General features: G+C 69.0%; 11 protein-coding genes. 9 read left to right on the top strand and 2 right to left on the bottom strand.

What is annotated here, in order from left to right:
- Window positions 1-473: 473 nt before the first annotated feature.
- Entirely contained in the window at window positions 474-830 is a 357-nt protein-coding gene (gene arsC, locus F3J10_RS17830; RefSeq protein WP_166913605.1) for an arsenate reductase (glutaredoxin), read from the top strand.
- 317 nt (window positions 831-1,147) lie between these two features.
- A complete protein-coding gene (locus tag F3J10_RS17825) occupies window positions 1,148-1,708 on the top strand; it encodes an NAD(P)H-dependent oxidoreductase (RefSeq protein WP_166913604.1) in 561 nt (186 codons plus the stop codon).
- Window positions 1,709-1,920: 212 nt separating this feature from the next.
- Here F3J10_RS17825 and F3J10_RS17820 read toward each other — a convergent pair whose 3' ends face one another.
- Window positions 1,921-4,221 carry a hybrid sensor histidine kinase/response regulator gene (locus F3J10_RS17820; RefSeq protein WP_025100230.1) on the bottom strand — a complete coding sequence of 767 codons (2,301 nt, stop codon included), beginning with the start codon at window positions 4,219-4,221 and terminating at the stop codon, window positions 1,921-1,923.
- An 85-nt stretch (window positions 4,222-4,306) separates the two neighbouring features.
- On the bottom strand, window positions 4,307-5,203 hold the full coding sequence (locus F3J10_RS17815) for an alpha/beta fold hydrolase (RefSeq protein WP_345791219.1): 897 nt from the start codon (window positions 5,201-5,203) through the stop codon (window positions 4,307-4,309).
- A gap of 344 nt (window positions 5,204-5,547) precedes the next feature.
- Here F3J10_RS17815 and F3J10_RS17810 point away from each other — a divergent pair, with 344 nt between their 5' ends.
- The 7 genes from F3J10_RS17810 (at window position 5,548) to F3J10_RS17780 (ending at window position 13,562) form a co-directional block, all read left to right on the top strand.
- On the top strand, window positions 5,548-5,880 hold the full coding sequence (locus F3J10_RS17810; protein ID WP_025100232.1) for a hypothetical protein: 333 nt from the start codon (window positions 5,548-5,550) through the stop codon (window positions 5,878-5,880).
- A 190-nt stretch (window positions 5,881-6,070) separates the two neighbouring features.
- Complete coding sequence (hpnD, locus tag F3J10_RS17805; RefSeq protein ID WP_036028459.1) at window positions 6,071-6,919, top strand: presqualene diphosphate synthase HpnD; 849 nt, start codon at window positions 6,071-6,073, stop codon at window positions 6,917-6,919.
- Window positions 6,920-7,249: 330 nt separating this feature from the next.
- Window positions 7,250-9,472: a squalene--hopene cyclase gene (gene shc / locus F3J10_RS17800; protein WP_167242642.1), complete on the top strand. Its 2,223-nt coding sequence runs from the start codon at window positions 7,250-7,252 to the stop codon at window positions 9,470-9,472.
- Between the two features lie 2 nt (window positions 9,473-9,474).
- On the top strand, window positions 9,475-10,176 hold the full coding sequence (locus tag F3J10_RS17795) for a phosphorylase (protein WP_166913602.1): 702 nt from the start codon (window positions 9,475-9,477) through the stop codon (window positions 10,174-10,176).
- A gap of 254 nt (window positions 10,177-10,430) precedes the next feature.
- Window positions 10,431-11,468, top strand: coding sequence for a C45 family peptidase (locus F3J10_RS17790; RefSeq protein WP_166913612.1), 1,038 nt, complete (start codon window positions 10,431-10,433; stop codon window positions 11,466-11,468).
- A gap of 87 nt (window positions 11,469-11,555) precedes the next feature.
- Complete coding sequence (locus tag F3J10_RS17785; RefSeq protein ID WP_166913601.1) at window positions 11,556-12,896, top strand: aspartate aminotransferase family protein; 1,341 nt, start codon at window positions 11,556-11,558, stop codon at window positions 12,894-12,896.
- Window positions 12,897-13,007: 111 nt separating this feature from the next.
- Window positions 13,008-13,562, top strand: coding sequence for a carboxymuconolactone decarboxylase family protein (locus tag F3J10_RS17780; protein WP_036055186.1), 555 nt, complete (start codon window positions 13,008-13,010; stop codon window positions 13,560-13,562).
- Window positions 13,563-13,776 lie beyond the last annotated feature (214 nt).

The following is a 13,776-nucleotide window of genomic DNA, read 5'->3' as shown; positions in this document are numbered from 1 at the left end:
CACTCCTGTTTGGATCGACGAAATTTTACCTGATGAATTTCGTATTTCAATGATTTAGTCGATAACAGGTAAAAGATTGGCCATTCGACCGAGGCGTTTATGCGCATAAAGCTGCCGCGCCAGGATAGGAGCACGCGTGGCGGGCGTAACTTGGAGATTCGAATCAGTGGCGCCCAAAGGAGCGTCCTGGCTTCCGACCACGTGGTGGCTCACCCGGTTTATGCGCATAAAGCTGCAGCGCGCGGGCTACGGAGTAGACGGAGTTGGCCCTCTCCGCAAGGCGGGGTGATTTCTGGAAGACCCCTGATCAAGCAGGCCCCGGCAATGGATTTATGCGCATAAACCCACAACCGTTTGCGCTCCCTCTTCTCGAATAAACAGCCCGCGGGTCGAGGTTCAGTCTGGTTGAACGCTCCCTTCCCGTCGCTACAATAGACGCCCTATCCCGCCCTCTTACCTCGACGCCCATCCCAATGATCACGATCTACCACAACCCCCGTTGCTCCAAGTCCCGCGAAACCCTGGCCCTGCTCGACTCGCTGAACAAACGCGACGAACCCATCCAGGTGGTCGAGTATTTGAAGACTCCGTTGACCGTCGCACAATTGAAGACGCTGCATCGCCAACTCGGCCGTCCCCTGCGCGACATGGTTCGAGACAACGAGACCGAATTCAAGGACCTGGGCCTGAGCGACCCCGCCACCGATGAAACCGCGATTTACGCCGCCATTGCCGAGTACCCGATCCTGCTGCAACGCCCGATCGTGGTGGTGAACGATAAAGCCGCGATTGGTCGCCCTCCGGAATCCATCGCTGCCTTGTTTGAATAATTCTTATAAATATTATTTGATCTATTCGATCGCTCGAAACTCGACACGCCTCGTCTTCCGCAACTGTCACGTTTTGCGTTCAAACTAGTGCGCTATGCTGTCCCGCACGCGTGTCGAGCCGGTTTCCTGGCCTCGCCACTTATCCCCCGGTACGCGTAGCCTGAAAGTTATCCACAATTTCTGTGGAAAACCTTGTGGAAAGCCTGCCCGGATCGCCCGCGCCGCCGGACTTGCGCTGGCCTGCCCGCAAATGGCCCGTTGCCATTCGTTGGTGAAGGAATCCGGGCGCATTCTCAATCGAGCGGAAGGAGAACGTGATGACATACCGAATTGCCGTGGTCGTCGGCAGCCTGCGACGCGAGTCGTTCAACCGGGCTCTCGCCAAGGCCGTGATCTCGCTTGCCCCCGATGATTTTGACTTCGAGTTCGCCGATATCGGCAAGCTCGCGCTCTACAGCCAGGATTACGACCCGGCCTTTCCCGCCGAGGCGACCGCCTTCAAGAAACAGATCGAGGAAGCCGATGGCCTGCTGTTCGTGACGCCCGAGTACAACCGCTCGATCCCGGGCGTGCTGAAGAACGCGCTCGACTGGGGTTCACGGCCGTGGGGACACAATTCCTGGAGCGGCAAGCCCGGCGCCGTGCTCGGTACCTCGCCGGGGGCCATCGGCACCGCGCTCGCGCAGCAGCATCTGCGCAACGTGCTGTCCTATCTCGATGTCGCGACGCTCGCGCAGCCCGAGATGTTCATCAAGCACGACACCAGCCGCATCGACGACGAAGGCAAGATCGCCAGCGATGACACGCGCAAGTTCCTGCAGTCCTTCGTCGATCGCTACGCGGATTGGGTGCGTCGCCACGCGACGAAGACGGCCTGAGCGGTGGCTCGGGATATGAGTCGAATCTGAGCTGAACAGGCGCGGCGCGCGGCCGGTGGAGCGGAGCCAGGAACTCCGCCGGCGCCTGTCGAGTACTCTGCGCATCGCCCTGCCCTGCTCCCCCTGCGTTCCTCACCCTGCCGCGCCTCGGGCCACCAACCCGGCCGGCAGGGCAGTCCACCTCCCCTCCCCCGCCCTGCCCGCTCCACGCCTCAAGCGCGGATCCGTCCGCTCTTGCGCGCATCGCGCGCCTGCCGGATCGCATGCAGCATGTCGTCGAGCAGCCCGATGTCGAAGGGCTTGGAGAGCACGCGCGCATTCACGCGCCGTGTGCGGTCGAGTTCCTCCGCGTAGCCGGTGACGAGGATCACGGGCAGCGTGCCCGGGCGTCGCTCGATCTCCTCGGCCAGGTCGATGCCGTTGAGCGTGCCCGGCATGTGGATATCGGAGATCACCAGGTCGAAGGGCCGCGACTCGTCCTCGGGATCGAGCGGCGCGTCGACCAGCGCGAGCGCGTCGTCGGCGTTGGCCGCGTAGGTGACGCGATGGCCGAGCAACGACAGCAGCGCCTCGGTACCGGCGGCCACCTCGCCGTTGTCCTCGACCAGCAGGATGCGCAGGCCTTCCCGCGGCGGATCGGTTTCCAGCGAGGAAGCTTCGCGCGGCGCGGGCGCGGCGGGCGGCGCCTCGTCGGTGATGCGCGCGCGCGGCAGGTAGAGGCGCACCGTGGTGCCCTCCCCCAGCGCGCTGTCGATCGTGGCGATGCCGCCCGAACGCTCGCAGAACGCGAACACCTGCGGCAGGCCGAGGCCGGTGCCCATGCCCTTCGGCTTGGTGGTGAAGAGCGGCTCGAAGGCATGCGCGAGCACCTCGGGCGCCATCCCGCTGCCGGTGTCGGCCAGCGAGAGCTGGACGAAGTCGCCCGTCAGCGGGAAGCCGTCCTCGTGGCGGAAGGTGATGTTCTGCGCGGCGATCGTGAAGCGCCCGCCGGTCGGCATCGCGTCGCGCGCGTTCACCGACAGGTTGATCACCGCCAGCTCGAGCTCGGCGATATCGACGCGGATCGGCCAGATGCCGGGCGGCATGTCGAACACCAGCGCCGATTTCGATCCCAGCGACGTCTTCAGCAGTTCGCGGCACGAGGAGCCGAGCCATTGCGGCACGTCGATCGTCTCGCTGCGCAGCGGCTGCTTGCGCGCTACCCCGAGCAACTGGCGCGTCAGCGACTGGCCGTTCTTCAGTGCGCGCTCGATGGCCGTCAGCTCGATGTCCAGATGCGCGGCGCCGCGTCGGCGCACGATCTGGATATTGCTCGAGATGATCATCAGCAGGTTGTTGAAATCATGCGCGACGCTGCCGACCAGGTTGCCGAGCGCCTCCATCTTGCGCGACTGACGATAGGCCGACTCGATCGAGCGGCGCATCGAAGCCTCGGCCTGCCAGCGGTCCCAGGCCTGCTCCTCGACGCGCAGCCGCTTCAGCGACAGCCAGATCACGCACCACAGCGCCAGCGAGGGGGCGAACATCGAGATGAACAGCACGCTCAGGTGCTCGTACCAGGCGCGCCAGATCGCCGGCGCGCGGTAGGCGCAGATCACATAGACGGGATAGGAGCCGACCTGGCGGTAGGCGACGATCTCGCTCGCGCCGTCGTGCTCGACGCGGATGATGCCGGCGCGCGGGCTCGAGGCGCTCGCGTTGACGAAGGGTGCCTCGTGCTCGTCGAGCTTTTCGTCGCCGGTCTCTGGCGGCGGCGGATACGAGGCGAGCACCGCGCCGTCGCTGCGCGTGAGCGCCATCGACATCGGCGAGCTCTCGCCGCCGAGCAGGTCGCGATAGAAGGCGTTGAAGTACGAGGACTTCAGCGCGATCGAGACCATCCCCGCGAAGCTGCCGTCGCTATGCTGGCGCGCCACGCCGGTGTTGAACACCAGGCTCGGCGTGGTGGAGCGCATCGGCCCGCGCATCGGCCGCGAGATGTGCTCGATCACCTTGTTGTCGCGAATGCCGATGAAGTCGTCGCGGTTCGCGATCGAGGCGTGCGGGGCCGGGTAGTACAGGGAATTGGCGAGCAGCATGCCGCTCGCGCCGAAGATCGAGACCGCCGCTACCTGCGGATAGCCGCCGCCGATGGTGTTGAGCGCGTCGTGGATGTCGGCTTCGGACTTGCGCACGGATTCGTCGTCGAGATCCTGGACCAGGTCGACGATGCGCGCGTCGAGCGTCTCGGTCAGGTCGAACACCTTCAGCGCATGCTCCTCGGCCACGCGCACGGTGCGCATGGTGACGTCGCGTGCGGTCGCCTCGCGCGTGCGCAGGTCGTTGTAGGCCATCACGGCGACATAGACGCAGGGCAGCACGATCGCGGCCAGCAGCAGCACGATCAGCGTGACGCGGCGCACCGCGAAATCGTGCTCGGGCGCGCCCGTCGTAAACGACGCGTCGTCGTCGTCCTCCCAGTCGGTGGCGGCGGGCGCGGCGGGGCGTGGGGCGTCGTGCCGGAGGGGCTTCATGGTGGGAGCTGCAGCGTGCGGCGGCCTGTCATCGAATGATCGTCATCATAAACGACTCGCGGGCACTGGCCGCGCGATCGCTGCCTCAGATCGTCGTGTTGCGCGCGATGCCCGCCAGCAGCTCGGCGAGCGTGTCGGGCTGGGACAGGAACGGCGAATGGCTGCTGTCGAGTGCGTGGACGCGCGTCGGCCGCTCGGGCAGGAAGGCGTCGGCCTCGGCGATGAAGCGCCGCTGCAGCGCCGGCAGGATCACGCGATCCTCGGCGCAGGTCACGTAGTGGCGCGCGATCGAGCCCCAGCGCTCGGCGGTGGTCGCGATCGGCGTGGCGAATGGCGCGGTCGGCACGTCCGAGGACATCAGCCGCGTCACGGCGCGGAACGTCGCCTCGTCCACGTCCTCGAACAGCGCCTGCTTCAGCGTGGCGAGATAGGCCGCGTCGCGGCTGGCCGGGTTGATGCGCAGCGCGCCGATCGCGCGAGGGCTGGCGCAGATCAGCGAGGCCAGCATTTCGCCATGGTTCTCGGGGGCACGCACGTAGTCGAGGCCGGGCACGCCCGAGGCGGGCATGAACGCGGCCAGGTAGACCAGCGCCGCGATCCGCTCCGGCGCCCGTTCGGCCGCGGCCGTGATCGCCACGCCGCCCATGCTGTGGCCGACCAGCACCACGCGCGGGTGGCCGAGCGCGCAAGCGGCATCGATCGCGCGCAGCACCTGCCCGGTGTAATCGTCGAGCGTGGTGGCGGCGACCGGCGATGGCTCCTGGGCCAGCGCCTGTGCATCGCCCTGCCAGAACGCGGCCGGGTAGCGCGCGTCGAGGCCATGCGCGGGCAGGTCGCGCGCGACGCTCGCATGGCCGCGCGCCGCGAGCGCTGCGCCCAGGCGTTCGTAGGCCCAGGCGCCATGCCAGGCGCCGTGGACCAGCACGAAGGGCAGCGGCGCGGCGGCGTTGCGCGAATGGGTGTCGATGTCGGGATGGTTCACGGCTGTCTCCTGATCCGGTTTCTGTTGTTTTGCCGGGACGGCCTGCCCGGATGCGCGGCGATGATCGCTGCGGCACGATGGTGCCAGAGAGCGGGCTGCTTTGTCGCGACACGCTCGCCTGGCGATGTGAGCGCCCGCTGACCCGTCCCGCGCCGATTTCAGACGAATCCGATATGCGACGCGGCGATCGGCCCTCCAACGCCGCGAAACGGGATGCTTCGCATGACAAACGGCTTTCATCGTGCGCAATCTGTTACGGCGGCGCCACAGCCGGAACCGTTCCCTATTCCATTCGACCGGGTTCTCGGGCTAATTTCGAGGATGCTCCTTCATGACCGCGCCTCATGAATACCGACTACCTGTTCTATCGCCGCCCCGCGACGCCCGGCCCCTACTCGCTCGACGACCTCGGTGACGTCGCGCCGTCGATCGCGCCGGGCGACACGATCCGCGACGCGATCGGCCGTGTGATCGACGGGCTGGCCTGGCGCGAATCCGAATCGGTGCCGGGCGCCTGGTTCGGCGAAGGCGGCGCGCTGTTCCAGTTCACCGTGGAGAGCGACGGCCAGGTCACCAGCTTCATGGGCTCGCGGCTGGACCGCCGCCAGGTGCTGCAACTGGCCCGCGCGATGGGGCTGATCGCCCTCGACCTGCAGCGCGACGTGGTGTTCGCCTAGGCTGTCGCGCCTGCGGGGCCCGCGAGCGGCAGCGGGTGTCAAACATTGCTATACTTGCCGCCATTTCCGGCCAAGCATCGGCCAATCAAGCCTGTCTGCGCGTATCGTTCGCGCATCTCGCAAGCCTCTCCATCCCCCGCCGGGCATGGCTGTTTTCATCGCCCGCGAGGGTGTCTTAGCGGAGCTCGTCTTGGCCGTTTCCAATCTAGTCGTGGACGACACCCAAACCGACGTCGCTGCCGTCTCATCGGGCAGTTCCTTCTATCGCGCGATGCGGATCCTGCCGGCGGCGCAGCGCGACGCCATGTTCCAGGTCTATGCGTTCTGCCGCGCCGTCGACGATATCGCCGATGACGGCGGCTCGCGCGAGGAACGCGCGGCCGGGCTCGACCGCTGGCGCGTCGACATCGACGCCTGCTACGCCGGCAAGCCGCGTGCCTCGCTGGTGCCGCTCACCGAGGAAATCCGCAAGTTCGGGCTCAAGCGCGAGGATTTCCACGACATGATCGACGGCATGGCGATGGACGCCGCCGAGGACATCTGCGCGCCCGACGACGCCACGCTCGATCTCTATTGCGATCGCGTGGCGAGCTCGGCGGGCCGGTTGTCGGTGCGGATCTTCGGCATGCAGGAAGCGCCCGGCATCGAGCTGGCGCATCACCTCGGCCGCGCGCTGCAGCTGACCAACATCCTGCGCGACATCGACGAGGACGCCGACATCAACCGCTGCTATCTGTCGCGCGAGTTGCTCGAACGCGAGGGCATTCCCGTGACCGATCCGCTCACGATCGCCGCGCATCCGGCGCTGCCGGGCGTCTGCGCGACATTGGCGGAGCGCGCGCTGGCGCATTTCGCGCGCGCCGACGCGATCATGGACGGCGCGCCGCGCGCGCAGGTCAAGGCGCCGCGCATCATGTCCGGCGCCTATCGCTGCATACTCGAGGCCGCGATGGCACGTGGCTTCGCCGCGCCGCGCGCGCCGCTGCGCAAGCCGCGCCTGCGGATGATGCTGATCGCCTTGCGCTACGCGTTCTTCTGATCTGATGTCGATGCATGCCCGGGCGATCGGCGGATCGCCCGTCACGCCGCATGGCTGCCCGCCGTGCGCGTGCGCGGAGCACTGTGAGGTAAGTGCCCGCTATCACCGGATGTTGCGCCGTGCCGATGCCGCCGGCCGCGCATCCGACGTTCCGACCGGCGGGCTGGCGGCCTTGGCGCGCGCCCTGCCGGAACCTGAAACGTTCGGCCCCGCCTTCGCGCCGGCCGGATTCGCTGTTCGCGGGCGCGCCGGCCGCCGCCCTGCCCGCGTCGATCGACGGGGCGTGCCTTCGGGTAACAACGCACGCGCCGCATGACAAGAGAGGGACCGATGAACGATCTCACCGACTCGACCACACCCGACGGCGCGACACCGAACGCCGCGCCGTCGCCTGCCGCCGGGGCGGCGAACCTGCCTGCCACGTCGGCCGTCACGGCTGCGCAGGACGCGACGCCGACCGTTGCCGATCATGCACCTGCAGCACCTGCAGCACCTGCAGCACCTGCGGCAACGGCAGCAACGGCAGCAACGGCAGCAACGGCAGCCGAGGCCGAGGCAACCACGCAAGCCGCCGCCGCAACTCCCGTCGCGCCCGTCGCCGCCAAGCTTCCCTCCCCCGCCGAACTCGACACCGCCGTCACGCGCGCGACCGACGCGCTGCTGGCCGCGCAGCAGGCCGATGGCCACTGGGTCTACGAGCTCGAGGCCGATGCGACGATCCCGGCCGAATACGTGCTGCTGGTCCACTACCTCGGCGAGACCCCGAACGCCGAACTCGAGCGCCGGATCGGCCGCTACCTGCGGCGCATCCAGCTGCCCGGCGGCGGCTGGCCGCTGTTCACGGACGGCGCGCCCGACGTCAGCGCGAGCGTGAAGGCCTACTTCGCGCTGAAGATGATCGGCGACGACGTCGAGGCCGAGCACATGGTGCGCGCGCGCCAGGCGATCCACGCGATGGGCGGCGCCGAGATGTCGAACGTCTTCACGCGCATCCAGCTCGCGCTGTTCGGCGTGGTGCCCTGGTTCGCGGTGCCGATGATGCCGGTCGAGATCATGCTGCTGCCGCAGTGGTTCCCGTTCCACCTGTCGAAGGTCTCGTACTGGGCGCGCACGGTGATCGTGCCGCTGCTGGTGCTGAACGCGAAGCGTCCGCTGGCGAGGAACCCGCTCGGCGTGCGCGTCGACGAGCTGTTCGTCAATCCGCCCGTCAACACCGGCCTGCTGCCCAGGCAGGGCCACCAGAGCGCCGGCTGGTTCCTGCTGTTCCGCGGCGTGGACGGCCTGCTGCGCCTGACCGACGGGCTGTTCCCGCGCTACTCGCGCGAACGCGCGATCCGCCAGGCCGTGCAGTTCGTCGACGAGCGCCTGAACGGCGAGGACGGCCTCGGCGCGATCTACCCGGCGATGGCGAACTCCGTGATGATGTACGCCGCGCTCGGTTATCCCGAGGACCACCCGAATCGCGCGACCGCGCGCCGCTCGCTCGACAAGCTGCTGGTGATCAAGGACGACGAGAGCGACGAGGCCTATTGCCAGCCCTGCCTGTCGCCGGTCTGGGACACCACGCTGGCCGCGCACGCCCTGCTCGAGACCGGCGAGCCGCGTGCCGAGGCTGCCGCGCTGCGCGGCCTCGAATGGCTGCGCCCGCTGCAGATCCTCGACGTGCGCGGCGACTGGATCTCGCGCCGCCCGCACGTGCGCCCCGGCGGCTGGGCCTTCCAGTACGCGAACCCGCATTACCCCGACGTCGACGACACCGCCGTGGTGGTGCTGGCGATGGACCGCGCGGCGCGCCTCACGCAATCGGACGTCGACCGCGACGCGATCGCGCGGGCCCGCGAATGGGTGGTCGGCATGCAGAGCAGCGACGGCGGCTGGGGCGCGTTCGAGCCCGAGAACACCCATCACTACCTGAACAACATCCCCTTCTCCGATCACGGCGCCCTGCTCGACCCGCCCACCGCCGACGTCTCGGGGCGCTGCCTGTCGATGCTCGCGCAGCTCGGCGAGACCAACGTCAACAGCCAGCCCGCGCAGCGCGCGCTCGACTACCTGCTCGCCGAGCAGGAAGCCGACGGCAGCTGGTATGGCCGCTGGGGCATGAACTACATCTACGGCACCTGGAGCGCGCTCGGCGCGCTGAACGCGGCGGGCCTCGGCCACGACGATCCGCGCGTGAAGCGCGCCGCGCAGTGGCTGCTGTCGATCCAGAATCCCGACGGCGGCTGGGGCGAGGACGGCACCAGCTACAAGCTCGACTATCGCGGCTACGAGCCGGCCACCAGCACCGCCTCGCAGACCGCCTGGGCCCTGCTCGGCCTGATGGCGGCCGGCGAGGTCGATCACGCGGCGGTCGCGCGCGGCATCGACTGGCTGATCGCCGAACAGAAGACGCACGGGCTGTGGGACGAGACGCGCTTCACCGCGACCGGCTTCCCGCGCGTGTTCTACCTGCGCTACCACGGCTATCGCAAGTTCTTCCCGCTGTGGGCGCTGGCGCGCTATCGCGGCCTCAAGCGCGCCGGCACCACGCGCGTGACGGTCGGGATGTGAGGATGGCGACCCAGACCACCCTTGCGCCGGTGATCGCCGTCACCGGCATGGCCTTCGAGGCGAGGATCGCGCGCGGCGAAGGCGTCGAGACCGTCTACGCGGCGCGCGCCGACCGGCTCGAGCGCGCCTTGTCGGAAGCGGTCGAGCGCGGCTGCTCGGGCATCATCAGCTTCGGCACGGCGGGCGGCCTCGCGCCCGATCTGGCGCCGGGCGCGCTGGTCATCGCCGAGGCGATCGACGGCCCGTTCGGCGAGGTGCGCACCGATGCCGGCTGGAACCGCCGGCTGGTGGCCGCGCTGCGCGGCACGCCGGTGGTGCCGAACCTGCGGCTCGGGCGGATCGCGGCGGTCGGCGCGCCGGTCGTCGACGCGCAGCAGAAGGCCGCGCTGCACGCGCGCCACGGCGCGCTCGCCGTCGACATGGAGTCGCATATCGCCGGCGCCTTCGCGGCGGCGCGCGGCGTGCCCTTCGCGGTGTGCCGGGCGATCGTCGATCCGTCCTGGCGCACCCTGCCGAGCGCGGCCACCGCCGGCCTGCGCGACGACGGCACCACCACCATCCTGCCGATCCTGCGCGAACTCGCGAAACAGCCCTCGCAACTGGGCGCGCTGCTGAAGCTGGCCGGCGACGCGCGCGCGGCCAAGACCACGCTGATCCAGGCGCGTCACGCCTTCGAGCGCGAAGGCGCCTGGCGAGGCGTCTGAGCCGAGCCACGGCGATTCCTGCCGATAACGCCCTCGCCTTGCGAGGGCGTTTTTTCTTCCTCGCTCGTTCCCCTCTTCCGTATCGACACAGCCCGAGTGCCGGCGCCACGGCCGTGTTGTCGTCTCGTTCGTCGTGACAACATTTGTTGTTGATGCGTATAATTTCGGCCCATGTGTTGTCGATCTCTTGCATTGGCCCGCCCTCGCCTTCGATCGACATCCGCCCCCGAATTTCCAGCTACCGAAGCGCATCGATGAAAGCACTCCACCCCGTCGTGATCGCCGGCACGCCGCGCGAGATCGGCCGCCGGCTCGGCGAACTCGCGCGCCCGCTGATGGCCGCGTACCGCGCGCAAAGCCGCGCCTGGCAAGCGCTCGAGGCGCGCCTTGGCGAACCGTTGCTGCCGATCTGGCGGCGCGAGGCCGAGGCCGTGTTTCCCGATTGCGTCGCCGAGCTCGACGGCCTCGCCGAAGGGCTCGGCCTGCCGGCCGAGCTGGTGTTCGCCTGGAATTGCCGCGGCGAGCTGCTCAATCGCTCCGGCGACGGCTGCACCACCGTCGCGGCGCGCGACGCGAGCGGCGGCCGCATCGCGCACAACGAGGACGGCGATCCGTTCCTGCTCGATCGCTGCTGGCTCGTCGAGGTTCGCCCGACGCGCGGCCCCGGCTTCCTCAGCTTCTACTATCCCGGTTCGCTGCCCGGCCATACCTTCGCGCTGAACCGCGCCGGCCTGGTGCAGACCATCAACAACGTGCGGATCACCGCGCCGGCGGCCGGCGTGCCGCGCATGGTGCTGGCGCGCGCGGTGCTCGACGCCACCTCGCTCGATGCCGCGCTCGCGCTGCTGCGCGACACGCCGCGCGCGAGCGGTTTCCATCACATGCTCGGCTGCGCCGGCGATGCCCGCATTGCCAGCGTCGAGGCCAGCGCGGCCCGTACCTCGGTGACGAGCGTCGAGGCGCGCTACGGCCACGCCAACCACCTCGTGCATCCCGGGCCGAACGCCGATGCCGACGCGCAGATCGTCACCGCTTCGTCGCGCGATCGGCAGGCGCGGCTCGACGAGTTGCTGCCCGCGCTCGCCGCGACGAACCTGGATGCGCTGGCCGGCGTGCTCGCCGATCGCGGTGGCGCCGGCCTGCCGATCTTCCGTGACGATCCGGCCGATCCCGACGACGAAAACACGCTCGCGACCGCCCTCTTCGAGATCGACCAGCACGGCGTCGATTTCTCGGTGAGACGCGATGGCGTGACGGGTTTCGCGCTGCGCGTGACGCGCGAAACCGCCTGATCCGAACCGCAGCCGGCAGCCGCGTCGTGCGGCGCCGATGGCATTCACGAACCCGCCTTCCAGCAGCCAGCAGGAGCAAACACGATCATGACCAAGGTATTTCATCGCGCTCCGCGCGCGACCCTTCCCGTCGCGGTGGTCGGCGACGGCATCGAGCTCATCGACTCGACCGGCAAGCGCTACATCGATGCCTGCGGCGGCGCGGCCGTTTCCTGCCTCGGCCACAGCAACGCGCGCGTGATCGAGGCGATCAAGCGGCAGGCCGAGCGCCTGCCTTACGCGCATAGCTCCTTCTTCACCACCGAGCCCGTCGAGGAACTGGCCGATCGCCTGATCGAGGCGGCACCGGCCGGGCTCGGCCACGTGTATTTCACGTCGGGCGGCTCGGAATCGATCGAGACGGCGCTGAAGCTGGCGCGCCAGTATTTCGTCGAGATCGGCCAGCCGGCGCGCCGCCACTTCATCGCGCGGCGCCAGAGCTATCACGGCAATACGCTCGGCGCGCTGGCGATCGGCGGCAACCCGTGGCGCCGCGAGCCCTTCCTGCCGCTGCTGATCGACGCGCATCACGTGAGCCCCTGCTACGCCTATCGCGAGCAGCGCGCCGACGAAAGCGAGGAAGCCTTCGCCCAGCGGCTCGCCGACGAACTCGAGAACCGGATCCTCGAACTGGGCCCGGAGACGGTCGCGGCCTTCGTCGCGGAGACCGTGGTGGGCGCGACGGCCGGCGCGGTGCCGCCGGTGCGCGCGTATTTCCGCAAGATCCGCGCCGTCTGCGATAAATACGGTGTCCTGCTGATCCTCGACGAGATCATGTCGGGCATGGGCCGCACCGGCCATCTGTTCGCCTGCGAGGAGGACGGCATCGCGCCCGACATCCTGACCATCGCCAAGGGGCTCGGCGCCGGTTATCAGCCGATCGGCGCGACGCTCGCCAGCGACCGGATCTATGACGCGATCGTGGGCGGCACCGGGTTCTTCCAGCACGGGCACACCTATATCGGCCATGCCACCGCCTGCGCGGCCGCGCTCGAGGTGCAGCGCGTGATCGCTGAGGAAGGTCTGCTCGACAATGTGCGCGAGCGCGGCGAACAGTTGCGCGCGCAACTTCGTGAGCGTTTCGCCGATCACGAAGCCGTCGGCGACGTGCGCGGGCGCGGCCTGTTCGTCGGCGTCGAATTCGTCGCCGATCGCGGCACCAGGCAGCCCTTCGATCCTTCCCTGCGCCTGCATGCGGCCCTGCGGCGCGAGGCGATGGCGCGCGGGTTGATGGTCTACCCGATGGGCGGCACGGTCGACGGCCGGCAGGGCGACCACGTGCTGCTGGCACCGCCCTTCATCTGCTCGGCCGAGCAAATCGATATCATCGTCGAGCGGCTGGCGCAGTCGCTCGACGCGGCGCTGGCATCGAGCGGCGCCGCGCGCTGAAGCGCCACGGCCCTTCGAGGGCCGCCGGCAGGCGCCACGATCGACATCGATCGCCGCCTGCCCGCCGCGCCCCGCCCTGTCCCGCCATTCACTCCAATCCGGACTTCCGACATGACGAACCGCCTTCCCCCGTTCGATACCGCGAGCGCCTCCGACGAACAGCGCGCCGTGCTCGACGAAATCCTGGCCGGCCCGCGCGGCAACCTCAACGGCCCCTTCCTCGGCTGGATCCACAGCCCGGTGCTGGCCCAGCATGCGCAGCGGCTCGGCGCGTTCTGCCGCTACCAAACGGGCTTGCCGCTGCGCCTGTCCGAGCTGGCGATCCTGGCCACCGCCGCGCGCTGGCGCTCGCAGGCCGAGTGGCACATCCATCTGCCGATCGCCCTGGACGCCGGCGTGCCGGCGGCGGTGGCCGAAGCGATCCGGCGCGGCGAGACGCCCGTCTTCGACGATGCCGACGATGCGCTGGTCCACCGTTTCGCGACCGAGCTCTACGACACGCAGCGCGTGAGCGACGCGACCTACGACGCGGCGCTCGCGCGCTTCGGCCATGAAGTGGTGATCAACCTGGTGGGCTTGCTCGGCTATTACGCGCTGGTGGCGATGACGCTGAACGTGTTCGGGATGCGCGCGAACGGCCAGCAGACATTGCCGTTCGCGGAGTGAGGCGGAAAAACAGGCGGGATGAGACTGGCGCGCGTGCGGGGCGAAGGCGTTCGCCTGCCCGGGATGGCGACGATCGGCGGATCGTCGCCGTGACCGCGTCGAGGCGCGGTCGCAGCGGCCGGCTCGATGCAACCGGCCCGCTGCACGCTACTCAGTGCGGCACGCTCATTGGGCAGCCGGCGCGCTGGCTGGCGCGGCCGGGGCCACGGCCGGA

The organism is Burkholderia sp. Cy-637, assembly GCF_011753175.1.
Classification (GTDB): Bacteria; Pseudomonadota; Gammaproteobacteria; order Burkholderiales; family Burkholderiaceae; genus Burkholderia; species Burkholderia gladioli.
This window is presented reverse-complemented; position numbering and strand designations above follow the sequence as displayed.

Excerpts from the sequence above, each read along its gene's own strand:
- F3J10_RS17810 (WP_025100232.1), top strand. The coding sequence starts at position 5,548 with ATGAATACCGACTACCTGTTCTATCGCCGCCCCGCGACGCCCGGCCCC.
- F3J10_RS17795 (WP_166913602.1), top strand. The coding sequence starts at position 9,475 with ATGGCGACCCAGACCACCCTTGCGCCGGTGATCGCCGTCACCGGCATG.
- F3J10_RS17780 (WP_036055186.1), top strand. The coding sequence starts at position 13,008 with ATGACGAACCGCCTTCCCCCGTTCGATACCGCGAGCGCCTCCGACGAA.
- F3J10_RS17785 (WP_166913601.1), top strand. The coding sequence starts at position 11,556 with ATGACCAAGGTATTTCATCGCGCTCCGCGCGCGACCCTTCCCGTCGCG.
- shc (WP_167242642.1), top strand. The coding sequence starts at position 7,250 with ATGAACGATCTCACCGACTCGACCACACCCGACGGCGCGACACCGAAC.
- F3J10_RS17790 (WP_166913612.1), top strand. The coding sequence starts at position 10,431 with ATGAAAGCACTCCACCCCGTCGTGATCGCCGGCACGCCGCGCGAGATC.
- arsC (WP_166913605.1), top strand. The coding sequence starts at position 474 with ATGATCACGATCTACCACAACCCCCGTTGCTCCAAGTCCCGCGAAACC.
- F3J10_RS17820 (WP_025100230.1), bottom strand. The coding sequence starts at position 4,221 with ATGAAGCCCCTCCGGCACGACGCCCCACGCCCCGCCGCGCCCGCCGCC.
- F3J10_RS17825 (WP_166913604.1), top strand. The coding sequence starts at position 1,148 with ATGACATACCGAATTGCCGTGGTCGTCGGCAGCCTGCGACGCGAGTCG.